The sequence below is a fragment of the Pseudomonas sp. MWU349 genome (assembly GCF_017947325.1).
In the GTDB taxonomy this organism is placed as follows: Bacteria; Pseudomonadota; Gammaproteobacteria; order Pseudomonadales; family Pseudomonadaceae; genus Aquipseudomonas; species Aquipseudomonas protegens.
Genome location: NZ_JAFEVP010000004.1, coordinates 803135 through 818793, shown reverse-complemented (window position 1 = coordinate 818793; position 15659 = coordinate 803135). Strand labels below are relative to the sequence as shown.

Here is a 15659-nt window from a genome sequence, read left to right as displayed (position 1 = left end):
GAGATATAATTCGCCGTCAACACCTATTTTCAGTTTTATTCGGATTTAAGCGTAATTCGTGCAAATGCCTTCTTGCCGGCCTGGCACACATGGGTCGAACCCACTGCATATATATAGGTGCGATCGACAACCTCACCATCCACCCGCACACCACCGGAGCCTAGAAGATCCCGAGCCACCGCGGCATTCTTCACCAGCCCTGCCTTATTAAGGACAGCCGCAATAGGCATGTCCTCGGCAGCAACCAGCTCGATTTCCGGCAGATCATCAGGCAGCTCGCCATCTTTCATGCGATTACCTGCGGCACGGTGAGCATTTGCGGCAGCTTCTTCACCATGGAAGCGCGCAACAATCTCTTCAGCCAGCTTGATCTTGATGTCACGCGGGTTAGCACCAGCATCTACATCCGCCTTGAACGCATTGATCTCATCCATGGAGCGGAAGCTGAGCAACTCGAAGTAACGCCACATCAACGCATCCGGAATGGACACCAGCTTGCCGTACATCACACCCGGCGCTTCCTGGATACCGACATAGTTACCCAGAGACTTGGACATCTTCTTGACGCCATCCAACCCTTCGAGCAATGGCATGGTCAGAATGCACTGCGCCTCCTGACCATACCCGCGCTGCAGCTCACGCCCCATCAACAGGTTGAACTTCTGGTCGGTACCGCCCAGCTCGACATCGGCGCGCAACGCCACCGAGTCATAGCCTTGCACCAATGGGTACAGGAACTCATGAATGGCAATCGGCTGATTGGTCGAGTAACGCTTGTCGAAGTCATCGCGCTCGAGCATTCGCGCAACGGTGTACTGGGAAGTTAGACGAATGAAATCCGCCGGCCCCATCTTGTCCATCCAGGTGGAGTTGAAAGCCACCTCAGTCTTGGCAGGATCAAGAATCTTGAAAACCTGACTTTTATAGGTCTCTGCGTTTTCCAGGACCTGCTCGCGAGTCAAGGGTGGGCGAGTGGCACTCTTGCCACTGGGATCACCGATCATGCCGGTGAAGTCACCAATCAGGAAGATCACCTGGTGACCCAAGTCCTGGAACTGACGCAGCTTATTAATAAGTACGGTATGCCCGAGATGCAGATCCGGCGCCGTCGGATCGAAGCCAGCCTTAATACGCAGCGGTTCGCCACGCTTGAGCTTCTCGATCAACTCGGACTCGACCAACAACTCTTCCGCACCACGTTTGATCAGCGCTAGCTGCTCTTCAACCGACTTCATAACAGACCCGCAAGGCTCAAATTCAAAAGGGAACCAACCATACAAGATCACGGACTAATTACAAGTTTTGCCCGGCGTACGGGACCATTCCGAAAGCACAGTGCCCGCGCCCTTGCGTCACAGATGATTTGGTTATATTTTATACAGTTATTTCATCTTCATCATGTCATTCATCTTTTCCATTTCATCTTTTCAAAGTCAAATTACCTATGACCACCGAACCGTCTAAAGCGCCACCGCTTTATCCGAAGAGCCACCTGCTCGCCGCAAGTGGCATCGCGGCCCTTCTCAGCTTGGCCCTTCTGGTATTTCCATCCAGTGATGTAGAAGCAAAAAAAACGACATTGAGCCTTGATCTGGAAAGCCCGATCGAGCAACTGACACAAGATCAAGACGCCGCATCCAGCGAACAAGCCACAAGCGAGGCCGTTGCCTCACCTTTCGCACAGATCGAAAACACCGCCGAAGACACCACGCAAACCGCAGAAACCGCACCTGTGCCTGCTGCCGTGGAGGAGCCAAAAGCCCCCGGCCACAGGGAAGTGCTGGTCACCAAGGGCGACACCCTCTCCACACTCTTTGAAAAGGTTGGCCTGCCAGCCACTTCTGTCCATGAAGTACTGGCCAGCGACAAGCAGGCCAAGCAGTTCTCCCAACTCAAGCATGGCCAGAAGCTGGAGTTCGAGCTGACGCCTGATGGCCAACTGAACAACCTGCACAGCAAGGTCAGCGACCTGGAAACCATCAGCCTGACCAAAGGCCCCAAGGGCTTCACGTTCAGCCGAGTGATCACCAAGCCAGTGGTTCGTTCTGCTTATGTCCACGGCGTCATCAACAGCTCGCTTTCGCAGTCTGCCGCCCGCGCCGGGCTATCCCACAGCCTGACCATGGATATGGCCAACGTTTTCGGCTACGACATCGACTTCGCCCAGGATATTCGCCAGGGTGACGAATTCGACGTGATCTATGAGCAAAAAGTCGCCAACGGCAAGGTAGTCGGCACAGGCAATATCCTCTCCGCGCGCTTCACTAACCGCGGCAAGACCTACACCGCAGTGCGCTACACCAACAAACAAGGCTCCAGCAGCTACTACACCGCTGATGGCAACAGCATGCGCAAAGCCTTCATCCGTACACCGGTGGACTTCGCTCGCATCAGCTCGCGCTTTTCCATGGGCCGCAAGCACCCGATCCTGAACAAGATCCGTGCCCACAAGGGCGTGGACTATGCCGCGCCACGGGGCACGCCAATCAAGGCTGCCGGTGATGGCAAGGTGCTGCTGGCCGGCCGTCGTGGCGGTTATGGCAATACCGTGATCATCCAGCACGGCAACACCTACCGCACCCTGTACGGCCATATGCAAGGCTTTGCCAAGGGTGTGAAGACTGGCGGCTCAGTGAAACAGGGCCAGGTCATCGGCTATATCGGTACTACCGGGCTGTCCACCGGGCCGCACCTGCACTACGAGTTTCAGGTCAACGGTGTCCACGTGGACCCGCTAGGCCAGAAGCTGCCCATGGCCGACCCGATCGCCAAGGCCGAACGTGCGCGCTTCCTGCAGCAGAGCCAGCCTCTGATGGCCCGGATGGACCAGGAAAAGGCCACGATGCTGGCCTCGAGCAAGCGCTAAGCCATGGCGCTCTATATAGGTGTGATGTCCGGTACCAGCCTTGATGGCCTGGACATCGCCCTGATCGAGCAAAGCCCGGCGCCCAGTTTGGTCGCCACTCGCTACATCCCCATGCCCGATACCCTGCGCGCCGAACTCCTGAGTTTGTGCGCCAGTGGCCCCGACGAGATCGCCCGCTCCGCCATCGCCCAACAGCACTGGGTCGAACTGGCCGCCCAGGGCATCAACCAGCTTCTGCAACAACAGCAACTGCACCCTCAAGACATTCGCGCCATCGGCAGCCATGGACAAACCGTGCGCCATGAGCCAAGCCGCGGGTTCACGGTGCAGATAGGCAACCCGGCCTTGCTCACTGAGCTGACCGGTATCACCGTCGTCAGCGACTTCCGCAGCCGCGACGTGGCAGCGGGCGGACAAGGCGCGCCGCTGGTTCCGGCCTTTCACGAAGCCCTTTTCGACCAGCGCCCGGGAAACCGCGCCGTACTGAACGTCGGCGGGTTCAGCAACCTGAGCCTGATCGAAACCGCCAAGCCGGTGGCGGGATTCGACTGTGGCCCGGGCAACGTCCTGCTCGATGCCTGGATCCAGACCCAACGCGCAGAGAACTTCGACCGCGATGGCCAGTGGGCTGCCAGCGGTCAGGTTGATCCGCCCCTCCTGCAAGCCCTGCTCAGTGATCCGTTCTTCGCCACCCAAGGCCCGAAGAGCACCGGGCGCGAGGTATTCAATCTTGATTGGCTACAGCGGCATCTGACCGCTCGGGGCGCTATTGCCGCCGAAAACGTGCAAGCGACCCTTCTGGAGCTGACGGCACTGACCATCGTCGAGTCGCTGCAGAGCGCTCAAAGTGACACCCAGGAGTTGCTCGTGTGTGGCGGCGGCGCGCATAACGCAGCGCTAATGGGCCGCCTGGCAGCCCTACTCCCGCAAACCCGGGTCAGCAGCACCGCAGCGTATGGGGTAGATCCGGACTGGGTAGAGGCTATGGCGTTCGCCTGGCTGGCCCACTGCTGCCTGGAAGGCATTGCTGCCAACCGGCCCAGCGTTACCGGTGCCCGTGGCCTGCGTGTACTAGGCGCCATCTACCCGGCTTGAACAGCAGACAGCAAAACGCCGCAGGATCCCAGGCCCCTGCGGCGTTCGGCGAATGGCTGTTGCTGGCAAGTCAGATCGAGAAAGACGACCCGCAACCACAGGTAGTGGTGGCATTGGGGTTCTTGATCACGAACCGCGAACCTTCCAGGCCTTCCTGGTAGTCCACTTCAGCACCGGCCAAGTACTGGAAGCTCATCGGATCGACCACCAGGCTCACGCCCTCGCGCTCGACGATAGTGTCATCGTCGGCCACTTCCTCGTCGAAAGTGAAACCGTACTGAAACCCCGAACAACCGCCGCCCGTAACGAATACGCGCAGCTTCAAGCGATCATTACCCTCTTCATCGACCAGGGTCTTCACCTTGTGCGCCGCACCTTGAGTGAATTGCAAAGCCGTGGGGGTGAAGGATTCAACGCTCATGCTGACTATCTCCCGGCGTTAAGCCGCCATACTGCGTAATGACGCGCATTATCCGCTTCTCCGAGAAAATCGGTCAACTATTGTTACGGTATATCAATAGTCGTACAGCCACCCGTATAAAGCAGAAAGGCCCGTCAGACGGGCCTTTTGGTTCACGCAAAAACGACGTTAAGGCAGCATGCCCGCGTGGGACAGCCCCAGACGCTCATCCAGGCCGAACAGGATATTGAGGTTCTGCACCGCCTGGCCCGAAGCGCCCTTGACCAGGTTGTCGATGACCGACAGTACCACTACCAGATCACCATCCTGCGGCCGGTGCACGGCAATCCGGCACACGTTGGCCCCCCTCACACTGCGGGTCTCCGGATGGCTGCCGGCCGGCATTACATCGACAAACGGCTCATTGGCATAACGCTTCTCGAACAACGCCTGCAGATCCACCGATTTATCCACCACCGTGGAGTAGAGCGTGGAGTGGATACCGCGAATCATCGGCGTCAGGTGCGGTACGAACGTCAGGCCAACCTCCTTGCCTGCTGCCCGGCGCAAGCCCTGACGGATTTCCGGCAAGTGACGGTGTCCCTTGACCGCATAGGCCTTCATGCTCTCGGAGGTTTCCGAGTACAGCGACCCGACGCTGGCGCCACGACCAGCACCGCTGACACCGGACTTGCAGTCGGCGATCAGCCGGGAAGTGTCGGCAAGGCCGGCTTCCAGCAGCGGCAGGAAACCGAGCTGGGTTGCGGTTGGATAGCAGCCAGGAACAGCAATCAAACGGGCCTTCCTAATCTGTTCGCGATTGACTTCTGGCAGGCCATAGACCGCTTCGTCCAGCAATTGAGGGGCGCCGTGAGGCTGACCGTACCACTTGGCCCACTCATCGGCATCCTGCAGGCGGAAGTCTGCCGACAGGTCGATGACCTTGGTCCCCGCAGCCAGCAGCTCGCCAGCCAGCGCATGTGCCACGCCATGGGGGGTGGCAAAGAACACCACGTCACAGGCACCCAGGGTCTTGATATCCGGCACGCTGAACGCCAGGCCGTCGTAATGGCCACGCAGGTTCGGATACATGTCGGCAACGGCCAGGCCAGCCTCGGATCGCGAAGTGATGACTTCCACTCGCGCTTGCGGATGCTGTGCCAACAGACGCAGCAGTTCGACACCGGTGTAACCCGTGCCGCCGACGATACCGACCTTGACCATAAACCTGCCCTCAACGAACCCACTGGAAAGCTGCCGATAATAGGGGCGGCGCGCCCCTGCGACAACCGTCAAGGTGACGTGCGGACGCTCTACCCTCTACTATCTTCGCCACCGTGAACCTGGGAATAACTAAAAATGCTCTATCTATGGCTCAAAGCCTTTCATATCGTCAGTGTGGTCTGCTGGTTTGCCGGCCTTTTCTACCTGCCACGCCTGTTCGTTTACCACGCCCAAAGCGAGGACAGCATCAGCCGCGAGCGCTTCTGTCTGATGGAACGCAAGCTGTACCGCTTCATCATGGGGCCCGCGATGATCGCGGCACTGATCTTTGGCATCTGGCTGATCAGCCTCAACCCCAGCGCGTATTTCGGCCAGGGCGGCTGGATGCACGCCAAACTGACCCTGGTGGTCATCCTCATCGGCTATCACCACATGTGCGGCGCGCAAGTGAAGCGCTTTGCCCGTGGCGAAAACACCCGCAGCCATGTCTTTTATCGCTGGTTCAATGAAGTACCGGTTCTGATATTGCTGGCTATTGTAATTTTGGTCGTTGTACGGCCGTTCTAACTCTAATTAGTCGCTTCCCTGGGGGTACTCCAATGTCACTGCCCGCTTTGCTCGAACAACGTCTGCGTCTGCCCCTAGTAGCTGCGCCGATGTTTCTGATTTCCAATCCGGAACTGGTCCTGGCTTGCTGCCGCAATGGTGTGGTGGGTAGCTTTCCCGCCCTCAATCAGCGCGAAAGCAGCGGTTTCAAGGCCTGGTTGGAGGAGATCGAAGCGGGCCTGGCCAAGCTGGAGAACCCTGCTCCCTACGCCGTGAACCTGATCGTGCACAACAGCAATCCGCGGCTGCAGGCCGATTTGCAGATTTGCATCGAGCACAAGGTACCGATCGTCATCACCAGCCTCGGCGCGGTCAAGGAAGTAGTGGACGCCGTGCACAGCTACGGCGGCCTGGTATTTCATGACGTGACCACCCGCCGACACGCCGAGAAAGCCGCCGAGGCGGGTGTCGATGGGCTGATCGCCGTCGCAGCCGGAGCGGGTGGCCATGCCGGCACCTGGAGCCCCTTCTCTCTGGTCGCCGAGATCCGCCAGTTCTTCGACAAGACCCTGCTACTGGCCGGTTGCCTGAACCGGGGCCACGAGATTCTCGCCGCACAGCTGCTTGGCGCCGACCTCGCCTACTTGGGCACCCGCTTTATCGGTACCACCGAAAGCCACGCACCGGATGCCTATAAAGAGATGCTGCTCAGCTCTCGAGCCGCCGACATCGTGCATACCGCCGCGGTTTCCGGAGTACCTGCCAGCTTCATGCGCCAAAGCCTGGAGAACGCCGGCTTCGACCTGGCCGCCCTGCAAGGCAAAGGTGAGATCAACTTCGGCTCCAAGCTCAAACCCATCAGCGATGAGGCAAAAGCCTGGAAAACCGTCTGGTCCGCAGGCCAGGGGGTTTGTGAAATCGACGACCTGCCCAGCGTCGACCAATTGATCGCGCGCCTGGACAGCGAATATCAGGCGGCCCAGCAACGCGCCAGCCAACTGAGCAAACGCTGGCCACGTTAACCCGTTCTCATTAGTTTTTTGGCCAGCTGAGGGGCGCTGGCCTTAAACTGTCGGTCTTTTGTGTAAACCTTCTTTTCAAGTGACAGGGATGCCCCCATGAGCGAAACCCGCTACAAGATCGTTTTCGACGGCACATTGCTGCCCGGCGTGGAAAAAGCCACTGCCCAACTGAACCTCGCCGAACTGTTCAAAAGCGATACCGCCGCCGTAGAGCGCCTGTTCAGCGGCCAGCAGGTGGAGCTCAAGCGCGACCTGACCCAGACCGACGCCCAGCGCTATCTGGAGGCACTGAAGAACGCCGGGATCGACGCCCGCATCGAATCCGAACAGGCCCTGAAGCTGGATCTAGACGCAGTAACCCCCACATCCAGGGCCAGCAACCTCAGCGAGTCGCCCTATGCGCCCCCGCAAGCCGCAGTAGGCGATGCAATCCCACAATACGCCGCACTCAACGTATTCAGCTTCGAAGGCCGTATCGGTCGCCTGCGCTACCTGGCCTGGACCCTGGTTCTGACGGTGGCCATGCTGGCCGTGGTCGGGGTCGGCGCCTTCTTCGGTATCCTGTCCGCGGCGGTGTTCAATTCCACCCTGCTCACCGGCCTGGGGATTGTCGGCGGCATCGTGGTCTTCATCGGTTTCCTCGTGGTGAGCATTCAGATCAGCGTGCAGCGCCTGCACGATCTCGGCTGGTCGGGCTGGCTGTGGCTGCTGAACTTCGTGCCCATCGTCGGCAGCATCTTCCCTCTGGTGCTGATGGTCAGCCCAGGCAGCAACGTGGCCAACCGCTACGGCGCCCCACCACCGCCCAACACCACTGCCGTCAAGGTACTGTCCTGGATGTGGGTTGTCCTGATCGTCGCACTGATCGTGGGCATGGTGGCCGGTGGCCTGAGCTCCCTGGAAGATCGCTACAGCGAAACCAGCTACAGCGAAAGCATCGACTCCAGCAGCGCCGATGAAGATGCCGAACCCGCCGATATCGCCGCCCCTGTAGAATCCGAGTCCGAGCAAGAATAAACGCGCCCCGAGCCTGCGACCCTCCCCGTCGCAGGCCGCCGGCCGTTGCGATGGAGAAATGCATGACCCGTTACGCTCTGATCACTGGCGCTTCCAGCGGCATAGGCCTGGCCCTGGCCGAAGCACTGGCCCGGCGCGGCCGCAACTTGATTCTCGTGGCCCGTCAGCGTGATCAGCTGGAATGCATCGCCCTGGAATTGACCCAGCGCTTCGGCGTCGAAGTGCTGTTCCGCGCCTGCGACCTGGGCGAACCGCTGCGCCTGTCCGGTTTCCTGCTGGAACTGGAGGAAGGTGACCGGCAGATCGACCTGCTGGTCAATTGCGCCGGCATCGGCACCAGCGGCCCGTTCCTGGCCCAGGACTGGATGACCGAGCAGGACCTTATCGAGGTCAACATCCTCGCCCTCACCCGCCTGTGCCATGCCCTGGGCAACAGTATGGCGCTGCTGGGCGGCGGGCAGATCCTCAATGTCGCCTCAGTGGCAGCCTTCTACCCTGGCCCCTGGATGAGCAGCTACTACGCCAGCAAAGCCTATGTCCTGCATTTCTCCGAAGGGTTGCGCGAAGAATTGAAGAAGTGCGCGGTGAAGGTCTCGGTGCTCTGCCCGGGGCCGACCCGCACCGCTTTTTTCCGCACTGCACAGATGGACAGCGCGAAACTCAACGACAGCAAGCTGCTCATGAGCCCCGAGGAGGTCGCGCTGTATGCGGTGCGCGCCCTGGAAAAGAACCGCGCCATCATCATTCCCGGCCGCCTGAACCGCTGGATGGCCTTCAGCGCCCGCCTGAGTTCACGCTGGCTGACCCGCAAGATTGTCGGTTACGTCAATCGGGCCTACTGCCCACGTTAAACGTCGGGGCTGGGCGCACCTTGTGCACCTGAGTACACTCGGCCCGGACCAACCCAATGGAGAAACAGCTGTGGATACTCTGTTCACCAAGATCATCAACAGAGAAATACCCGCGAAAATCATCTACGAGGACGACCAGGTTCTGGCCTTCCACGATATTGCCCCGCAAGCGCCGGTGCACTTCCTGGTGATCCCGAAGAAACCCATCCGCACCCTCAACGACCTCACCGAGGACGACAAGGCCCTGGCCGGACATATTCTGTTCACCGCCCAGCGCCTGGCCAAGGAACAAGGCTGCGAAGACGGCTTCCGGGTGGTCATGAACTGCAACGAGCTGGGTGGGCAGACCGTGTACCACATTCACATGCACGTGCTGGGTCAGCGCCAGATGAACTGGCCGCCGGGCTGATTGCCCGCCCCACCCCTTGCGCAGCGCCCTCTCGGACCATCGGGGACGAGGGTGCGCTGATCCAGCGCAGTTTTCGCTCCTTTGATTGGAGTAAACTGGCCGCCGAGATTTCTCCCGGAGATAAGCATGACTACCCAACGTCACTACTCGCCGATCGACCGCCTGCTGTTGCAAGCCGATATGGCGATGCGCACGCTGCTGCCTTTCAGCGGCCAACCTTATCGCCCGTCGCCGGCTATCGTGCAGCCGGAAGCGCAGATGAGTGACGAGGACACCCGGCACGTGGCCGGCCTGATGCGCATCAACCACACCGGGGAAGTCTGTGCCCAGGCGCTGTACCAGGGCCAGGCCCTGACCGCCAAGCTGCCTCAGGTACGCCAGGCCATGGAACACGCCGCCGAAGAAGAAATCGACCACCTGGCCTGGTGCGAACAGCGCATCCGCCAGTTGGGCAGCCACCCGAGCGTGCTCAACCCGCTGTTCTACGGTTTGTCCTTCGGCATCGGCGCCGCGGCAGGCCTGATCAGCGACAAGGTCAGCCTGGGGTTCGTGGCCGCCACCGAAGACCAGGTGTGCAAGCACCTGAACGAGCATCTGGAGCAACTGCCGGCCGAAGACGAAAAGTCCCGAGCGATTCTCGAACAGATGCGCATCGACGAAGAACATCACGCTGAAACCGCGCTTGAAGCCGGCGGGTTCCGCTTTCCAGCGCCGGTGAAATTCGGCATGAGCCTGCTGGCCAAGGTCATGACCAAGAGTACCTACCGGATCTGACTCCACACCACGGGCATCAAAAAAGGGCGCTATCGAAGCGCCCTTTTCTTTTACCGCCAGAACCCGCGCCGGTTCAGCCCAGCTCGACGATTTCGTAATCGTGAGTGATGGCTACACCGGCCGCACCGAGCATGATCGACGCCGAGCAGTATTTCTCGGCAGACAGCTCGATGGCCCGCTTGACCTGGGCTTCTTTCAGGCCCCGGCCCTTGACCACGAAATGCATGTGGATCTTGGTGAAGACCTTGGGGTCTTCGGTGGCACGCTCGGCGTCCAGGAAGGCCTCGCAGCTTTCAACCGCCTGGCGCGACTTCTTGAGAATGCTGACCACATCGAAGTTGCTGCAACCGCCCACGCCGAGCAGGAGCATTTCCATAGGGCGAACACCCAAGTTGCGGCCACCGGCTTCCGGCGGGCCATCCATCACCACTACGTGGCCACTGCCCGACTCGCCGAGGAACATGGCTTCGCCAGCCCATTGGATGCGTGCCTTCATCGCCAAGACTCCACTGTTAAAAAAGGGTCGCCAGCTTAGCACAGGGTTTTCCAGCCACAGCGCTTTGACCATTTGTCCCTCATTACCGGCTTTCGATAAGAAAAATCTTAATTAGGCCAAGGATGTGTCTGTTAAGCTGACGCCAAATGACTGGCGCATCGCCAGCGTTCAACACCTTCGTTTACGCCCCATAAAAAAAACACCTCATACCGTGCAGTCTTTTCGGGATACAACCATGGTTGCTATTGCCCCCACCCCCAAGATCAAAAACATCGACAAGTTGCTCATGCACTGTCAACGCCGCCGGTATCAGGCCAAGAGCAACATCATCTGCGCCGGTGATGTGTCCGACAGCCTGTACTTCATCATCAAGGGCGCGGTGACCATCCTCATCGAAGACGATGACGGTCGGGAGATGATCATCGCCTACCTCAATGCCGGAGACTTCTTCGGCGAGCTGGGGCTGTTCGAAGAGGCCGGCCATGAGCAGCAGCGCAGCGCCTGGGTGCGCGCCAAGGTAGAGTGCGAGGTTGCCGAGATCAGCTACGCCAAGTTCCGCGAACTGTCGCAGAACGACCCGGACATCCTCTATGTGCTCAGCGGACAAATCGCCCAGCGCCTGCGCAACACCACGCGCAAGGTCGGCGACCTGGCATTCTTCGACGTGACCGGGCGGGTGGCCCGCTGCCTGCTGGAGCTGTGTAAGCAACCGGACGCCATGACCCACCCGGATGGCATGCAGATCAAGATCACCCGCCAGGAAATCGGCCGGATCGTCGGTTGTTCACGGGAAATGGTCGGTCGCGTCCTCAAGGATCTGGAAGAACGCAACCTGGTTCACGTCAAGGGCAAGACCATGGTGGTGTTCGGCACCCGCTAATCCGCCAGGAAACCCTTGAGCATCTGCCGGTACAGGCTCTCCAACCGCACTAGCGCATCGGGCGCCGCAAAGGCCTCGTGCAGGGCGATATGACTTTCGGCCCGGCAGCGCTGTTCCAGGCCACAGGCCTGATTGAAAGTATTGACCGCGCTCACCATCGAATCGCGTTCGTTATCCAGCAGCAAGGCACCATGTACCAGGCCCACTGGCCGCTGGCCACCCTTGCTCTGACGCCAGCGCTGGGCGGTGCCGACCATCTTGCGGCCGTCCAGGTTGACGTTGAAGCGACCATCGCAGAACGCCCCTTCCACTTCGCCCAATGACGGGTTGCCCCCCAACTCGCTGAGCAGATCGCAGATCGGCTGACACAGGCGCCGGTACGCAGTTTCGATCCGACCCTGATCCCCTTCGCTGCGCGGCGGGGCGTAGACCAGGGCGATGTTCACCGTGGCCGCCGACTGCGGCACCGGCTCGCCGCCGGTTTCGCGCAACAGCACCGGCCAGCCGTTGGCGGCCGACTCCTCGCAGGCCCGTTCAAATCCAGGTAGGCGGCTCAAGCGCCGAGGCATCACCAGCGCCCGGTCACTGGGCTGCCAGAACAGCAGGCCGAACTCTTGTTCACCGGTACACACCAGGGCCAGCAGATCTTGCTCGGCCTGCAGGCCGGCTTCGACAGTCAAGGCAAGGGGTTGAGTCATGGCAGTAGAAATCCTTGGCGATAGGCATGAAAAAGCCGGCATCGCCGGCTTGTTCATTGTCACGGGTTCAGTCCAGGGTCGAGCCGCTGACCGGCAGGCCGCGTTCCGGGAAGAACAGACGCTGCAATTCGCTGCCCGGGCTTTCGGCACGCATGAACGCCTCACCCACCAGGAACGAATAGACATCGCTGATTTCCATCAGCTCGACATCGGCACGGTTGAGGATACCGCTCTCGGTAATCACCAGGCGCTCACGGGGAATGCGTGGCAGCAGGTCGAGGGTGGTCTCCAGATTGACTTCGAAGGTGTGCAGGTTGCGGTTGTTGACCCCCACCAGCGGTGTGTCGAGGGTCTTCAGCGCCCGCTCCAGCTCATCACCATCATGCACTTCCACCAGCACATCCAGGCCAACGCCCTTGGCCACCGCCGCCAGCTCCGCCATCCGCGCGTCATCCAGCGCAGCGACAATCAGCAATACGCAGTCGGCGCCCAGGGCGCGGGCTTCGACGATCTGATACGGGTCGATCATGAAATCCTTGCGGATCACCGGCAGCTTGCAGGCGGCGCGGGCCTGCTTCAGGTACTCATCGGCCCCCAGGAAGTAGTCGACATCGGTCAGCACGGACAGGCAAGTGGCACCGCCTTTCTCGTAGCTCTTGGCAATGTCCGCCGGAACGAAGTTCTCACGGATCACGCCTTTGCTCGGCGAGGCCTTCTTGATCTCGGCAATCACAGCCGGCTGCTTGAGCTTGACCTGGTCCTGCAAGGCCCGGGCGAAACCTCGTGGTGCATCGGCAGCACGCGCCAGGGTTTCCAGCTCGGCCAGGCTGACGCGGGCGCTGCGCTCGGCAACCTCCTCGGCTTTACGGGCGAGGATTTTTTCCAGAACTGTCGGCACACTCATCCTTCATTCTCCTGCTTGAACACCGCGGTAAAGGCACCCAGCTCTTCGAGCTTCTCCCGGGCCAGGCCGGTGTGCAAGGCGTCGTGAGCCAGGGCCACGCCCTCTTTCAGGCTACTGGCATGATCGGCGGCATACAGCGCCGCACCCGCATTGAGCACAATCATTTCGGCGGCCTTCTGGCCATGCTCTGTCTTGCGGCGCCCCAGGGCATCGCGGATCAGCTCCAGGGAGGCCGCCGGGCTTTCCACCACCAGGCCGAACAGACTCTGGCTCTTCATGCCCAGATCCTCGGGCTGTACCCAGTACTCGGTGATCTGGTCATTCTTCAGTTCGGCCACATAGGTGGGCGCAGCCAGGCTGAACTCGTCCAGACCATCCTGGGAATGCACCACCAGAACGTGCTTGCTGCCCAGGCGTTGCAAGACTTCGGCCAAGGGCCGGCACAACGCCTGAGTGAACACGCCTACCACCTGATGCTTGACTCCGGCCGGATTCGTAAGCGGGCCGAGCATGTTGAACAGGGTGCGCAGGCCAAGGTCGCGACGCGGGCCGGCGGCATATTTCATCGCCCCGTGATGGGACTGGGCAAACATGAAGCCGATGCCGACGTTATCGATGCAGCGCGCCACCTGGACCGGGGTCAGGTTCAAATAGATCCCTGCCGCTTCCAGCAGGTCGGCGCTGCCGCTCTTGCCGGACACCGCGCGGTTGCCGTGCTTGGCCACAGTGCAACCGGCCGCTGCGACCACAAAGGAGGAAGCCGTGGACACGTTGAAGATGTTCGCCCCGTCGCCGCCGGTGCCCACTACATCCACCACGCCATCCAGGGTTTTCAGCTCGACCCGGTCCGCCAGCTCGCGCATTGCCGATACCGCACCGACGATCTCGTCGATGCTTTCGCTTTTCATGCGCATGGCCATCATGAAGGCGCCAATCTGCGCATCGGTGCATTGGCCGGTCATGATTTCACGCATTACCGAACGCATTTCTTCGGTGCTCAGGTCCAGGTGGCCGACGATACGGCTCAGGGCAGTCTTGATATCCATGAAAAGTCCTTAGCGCGTGCCGCCGCTCTGTTTGAGAAAGTTGGCGAACAGCTCGTGGCCCTGCTCGGTGAGAATAGACTCGGGGTGAAATTGCACCCCCTCGATATTCAGCGTCTTGTGGCGCAACCCCATGATCTCATCGACGGAGCCGTCTTCCAGCTGGGTCCAGGCCGTGACTTCGAGGCACTCGGGCAAGCTCTCGTGCTTGACCACCAGTGAGTGGTAACGGGTTACGGTCAGCGGCATGTTCAGGCCGTTGAACACCCCCAGGTCGCGGTGGAACACCGGGCTGGTCTTGCCGTGCATCACTTGCCGGGCACGCACCACCTGGCCGCCAAAGGCCTGGCCGATGGACTGATGCCCCAGGCATACGCCGAGAATCGGCAGCTTGCCGGCGAAATGCTTGATCGCCTCGATGGAAATACCGGCTTCGGTCGGCGTGCAAGGCCCGGGCGAGACCACGATGCGCTCGGGCTTGAGCGCCTCGATCTGAGCCACGGTCAGTTCGTCATTGCGCACTACCTTCACCTCAGCTCCCAACTCGCCCAGGTACTGGACGACGTTGTAGGTGAAGGAGTCGTAGTTATCAATCATCAGCAGCATACATGCTCCAACTTATTGATTTTAAAGTAGGTGTGCATGCAACTCAGGGTGTCGATATGCACATTGATATACACGAGCGCAGTGGAGCGTGCCGGGCGAGCTTGCGCACCCGAATGCTGCAAGCTGTCGGCAGGGCAGACAAGGTGATGGAATTGAACCGCCTTATCTATGCAATGTCGCTCAGCTCGCCACGCCATCGTCGGCCATCGCCAGCGCAAGCCGGCAGAACGTTGGGCATGACGATGCACCCGATGGCATTGCCGCCGGGCGAAGGTGTACTGCGTGGGGAGACTGATTGGCATGCAGCGTTCTCCTGGGGTTTGGAGCCGCCGTGCCGGAGAGCTATTAGATCCTTGATCCCTGCTTGCCGATTACGGCGGCAGGGTTCGGTTAAAAAACCGCAACGACGTGCCGCTTCCTATTGAAAGCGCCACCACTGACTAAAACGAATCGTTGCAATGCAAAGCATAGGACCTAACCGTAATTGAGCACTCGACGGCGTTCCGCAGCCGAGCTTCGAGGCGCGATTGTACCGTTCATCAAGGGGCTGCGTCGATTGCAATTTGCCGCTGGGTCTTGCGGCACTCACTCCGCTGGTTGATACCTGCCCCACTCCGTTGGAGCGCAATGCATGGCTGGCCCCGCGTATGCCGTGCGCTCCAGAGCGCCGGGCGGCACGACATGCAAACCGCTTTGCGCAGCCCGCCTCGGCAGATGGCTTGGAGGCCCTTTAAACGCCACAAGTCCATCACCGAAACGGCGCTCTTTAAGGTGGTGGCAGCCTGTTTGCGCCTTCTTAGCCGTGCGGCTCAAGGGGCGTTCCGCCTC

At 60.3% G+C, this 15659-nt stretch carries 17 protein-coding genes; 9 read left to right on the top strand and 8 right to left on the bottom strand.

Going from position 1 to position 15659, the window contains the following annotated elements; genetic code table 11:
* Positions 1-35: 35 nt before the first annotated feature.
* Positions 36-1235 (bottom strand): tyrosine--tRNA ligase, encoded by a 1200-nt coding sequence (tyrS, locus tag KCG88_RS20110; protein WP_053154182.1) that lies wholly within the window; start codon positions 1233-1235, stop codon positions 36-38.
* Between the two features lie 209 nt (positions 1236-1444).
* Between tyrS and KCG88_RS20105 the strand changes: the two genes are divergently transcribed.
* Both KCG88_RS20105 and KCG88_RS20100 read left to right on the top strand, forming a co-directional pair.
* Entirely contained in the window at positions 1445-2866 is a 1422-nt protein-coding gene (locus KCG88_RS20105; RefSeq protein WP_210712976.1) for a peptidoglycan DD-metalloendopeptidase family protein, read from the top strand.
* A 3-nt stretch (positions 2867-2869) separates the two neighbouring features.
* Positions 2870-3961, top strand: coding sequence for an anhydro-N-acetylmuramic acid kinase (locus KCG88_RS20100; protein WP_210712965.1), 1092 nt, complete (start codon positions 2870-2872; stop codon positions 3959-3961).
* Between the two features lie 70 nt (positions 3962-4031).
* Here KCG88_RS20100 and erpA read toward each other — a convergent pair whose 3' ends face one another.
* Both erpA and argC read right to left on the bottom strand, forming a co-directional pair.
* Positions 4032-4382: an iron-sulfur cluster insertion protein ErpA gene (erpA, locus tag KCG88_RS20095; protein ID WP_210712964.1), complete on the bottom strand. Its 351-nt coding sequence runs from the start codon at positions 4380-4382 to the stop codon at positions 4032-4034.
* 168 nt (positions 4383-4550) lie between these two features.
* A complete protein-coding gene (gene argC / locus KCG88_RS20090; protein WP_047337946.1) occupies positions 4551-5585 on the bottom strand; it encodes an N-acetyl-gamma-glutamyl-phosphate reductase in 1035 nt (344 codons plus the stop codon).
* A gap of 135 nt (positions 5586-5720) precedes the next feature.
* On the opposite strand from argC, the gene hemJ reads away from it, so the two are divergent.
* From hemJ to coq7, 6 genes are all read left to right on the top strand, one after another.
* The gene (gene hemJ / locus KCG88_RS20085) at positions 5721-6152 is read left to right on the top strand and encodes a protoporphyrinogen oxidase HemJ (protein ID WP_011063791.1); all 432 of its coding nucleotides are present in this window, start codon (positions 5721-5723) and stop codon (positions 6150-6152) included.
* A gap of 32 nt (positions 6153-6184) precedes the next feature.
* Positions 6185-7153 (top strand): nitronate monooxygenase family protein, encoded by a 969-nt coding sequence (locus tag KCG88_RS20080; protein ID WP_019092762.1) that lies wholly within the window; start codon positions 6185-6187, stop codon positions 7151-7153.
* A 96-nt stretch (positions 7154-7249) separates the two neighbouring features.
* Positions 7250-8170 carry a DUF805 domain-containing protein gene (locus KCG88_RS20075; RefSeq protein ID WP_047289555.1) on the top strand — a complete coding sequence of 307 codons (921 nt, stop codon included), beginning with the start codon at positions 7250-7252 and terminating at the stop codon, positions 8168-8170.
* Between the two features lie 62 nt (positions 8171-8232).
* Entirely contained in the window at positions 8233-9021 is a 789-nt protein-coding gene (locus tag KCG88_RS20070) for an SDR family oxidoreductase (RefSeq protein ID WP_047289556.1), read from the top strand.
* Between the two features lie 70 nt (positions 9022-9091).
* Positions 9092-9430, top strand: coding sequence for a histidine triad nucleotide-binding protein (locus tag KCG88_RS20065; RefSeq protein ID WP_016963742.1), 339 nt, complete (start codon positions 9092-9094; stop codon positions 9428-9430).
* Positions 9431-9556: 126 nt separating this feature from the next.
* Positions 9557-10204, top strand: coding sequence for a 2-polyprenyl-3-methyl-6-methoxy-1,4-benzoquinone monooxygenase (gene coq7, locus KCG88_RS20060; protein ID WP_011063796.1), 648 nt, complete (start codon positions 9557-9559; stop codon positions 10202-10204).
* Between the two features lie 73 nt (positions 10205-10277).
* On the opposite strand, the gene KCG88_RS20055 is transcribed toward coq7, so the two are convergent.
* Positions 10278-10700, bottom strand: a complete 423-nt coding sequence (locus KCG88_RS20055; RefSeq protein ID WP_009045862.1) for an OsmC family protein — start codon at positions 10698-10700, stop codon at positions 10278-10280.
* A gap of 235 nt (positions 10701-10935) precedes the next feature.
* Between KCG88_RS20055 and crp the strand changes: the two genes are divergently transcribed.
* Complete coding sequence (crp, locus tag KCG88_RS20050) at positions 10936-11580, top strand: cAMP-activated global transcriptional regulator CRP (RefSeq protein WP_047289557.1); 645 nt, start codon at positions 10936-10938, stop codon at positions 11578-11580.
* Here crp and KCG88_RS20045 read toward each other — a convergent pair.
* The 4 genes from KCG88_RS20045 to KCG88_RS20030 all read right to left on the bottom strand — a co-directional run bounded on the left by KCG88_RS20045 (position 11577) and on the right by KCG88_RS20030 (position 14831).
* Positions 11577-12278: a lipoate--protein ligase family protein gene (locus KCG88_RS20045; RefSeq protein ID WP_041120061.1), complete on the bottom strand. Its 702-nt coding sequence runs from the start codon at positions 12276-12278 to the stop codon at positions 11577-11579. The genes crp and KCG88_RS20045 overlap by 4 nt on opposite strands.
* 67 nt (positions 12279-12345) lie before the next feature.
* Positions 12346-13182, bottom strand: coding sequence for an indole-3-glycerol phosphate synthase TrpC (gene trpC, locus KCG88_RS20040; RefSeq protein ID WP_047337948.1), 837 nt, complete (start codon positions 13180-13182; stop codon positions 12346-12348).
* On the bottom strand, positions 13179-14228 hold the full coding sequence (trpD, locus tag KCG88_RS20035) for an anthranilate phosphoribosyltransferase (protein ID WP_011063800.1): 1050 nt from the start codon (positions 14226-14228) through the stop codon (positions 13179-13181). Before trpD ends, trpC begins: the two co-directional genes overlap by 4 nt.
* A gap of 9 nt (positions 14229-14237) precedes the next feature.
* Positions 14238-14831, bottom strand: coding sequence for an aminodeoxychorismate/anthranilate synthase component II (locus tag KCG88_RS20030; protein ID WP_011063801.1), 594 nt, complete (start codon positions 14829-14831; stop codon positions 14238-14240).
* Positions 14832-15659 lie beyond the last annotated feature (828 nt).

Coding starts and splice junctions, on each gene's coding strand:
- KCG88_RS20075 (WP_047289555.1), top strand. CDS start 7,250: ATGAGCGAAACCCGCTACAAGATCGTTTTCGACGGCACATTGCTGCCC.
- erpA (WP_210712964.1), bottom strand. CDS start 4,382: ATGAGCGTTGAATCCTTCACCCCCACGGCTTTGCAATTCACTCAAGGT.
- hemJ (WP_011063791.1), top strand. CDS start 5,721: ATGCTCTATCTATGGCTCAAAGCCTTTCATATCGTCAGTGTGGTCTGC.
- KCG88_RS20080 (WP_019092762.1), top strand. CDS start 6,185: ATGTCACTGCCCGCTTTGCTCGAACAACGTCTGCGTCTGCCCCTAGTA.
- KCG88_RS20105 (WP_210712976.1), top strand. CDS start 1,445: ATGACCACCGAACCGTCTAAAGCGCCACCGCTTTATCCGAAGAGCCAC.
- argC (WP_047337946.1), bottom strand. CDS start 5,585: ATGGTCAAGGTCGGTATCGTCGGCGGCACGGGTTACACCGGTGTCGAA.
- tyrS (WP_053154182.1), bottom strand. CDS start 1,235: ATGAAGTCGGTTGAAGAGCAGCTAGCGCTGATCAAACGTGGTGCGGAA.
- KCG88_RS20055 (WP_009045862.1), bottom strand. CDS start 10,700: ATGAAGGCACGCATCCAATGGGCTGGCGAAGCCATGTTCCTCGGCGAG.
- KCG88_RS20045 (WP_041120061.1), bottom strand. CDS start 12,278: ATGACTCAACCCCTTGCCTTGACTGTCGAAGCCGGCCTGCAGGCCGAG.
- KCG88_RS20030 (WP_011063801.1), bottom strand. CDS start 14,831: ATGCTGCTGATGATTGATAACTACGACTCCTTCACCTACAACGTCGTC.
- trpC (WP_047337948.1), bottom strand. CDS start 13,182: ATGAGTGTGCCGACAGTTCTGGAAAAAATCCTCGCCCGTAAAGCCGAG.
- coq7 (WP_011063796.1), top strand. CDS start 9,557: ATGACTACCCAACGTCACTACTCGCCGATCGACCGCCTGCTGTTGCAA.
- trpD (WP_011063800.1), bottom strand. CDS start 14,228: ATGGATATCAAGACTGCCCTGAGCCGTATCGTCGGCCACCTGGACCTG.
- KCG88_RS20070 (WP_047289556.1), top strand. CDS start 8,233: ATGACCCGTTACGCTCTGATCACTGGCGCTTCCAGCGGCATAGGCCTG.
- crp (WP_047289557.1), top strand. CDS start 10,936: ATGGTTGCTATTGCCCCCACCCCCAAGATCAAAAACATCGACAAGTTG.
- KCG88_RS20100 (WP_210712965.1), top strand. CDS start 2,870: ATGGCGCTCTATATAGGTGTGATGTCCGGTACCAGCCTTGATGGCCTG.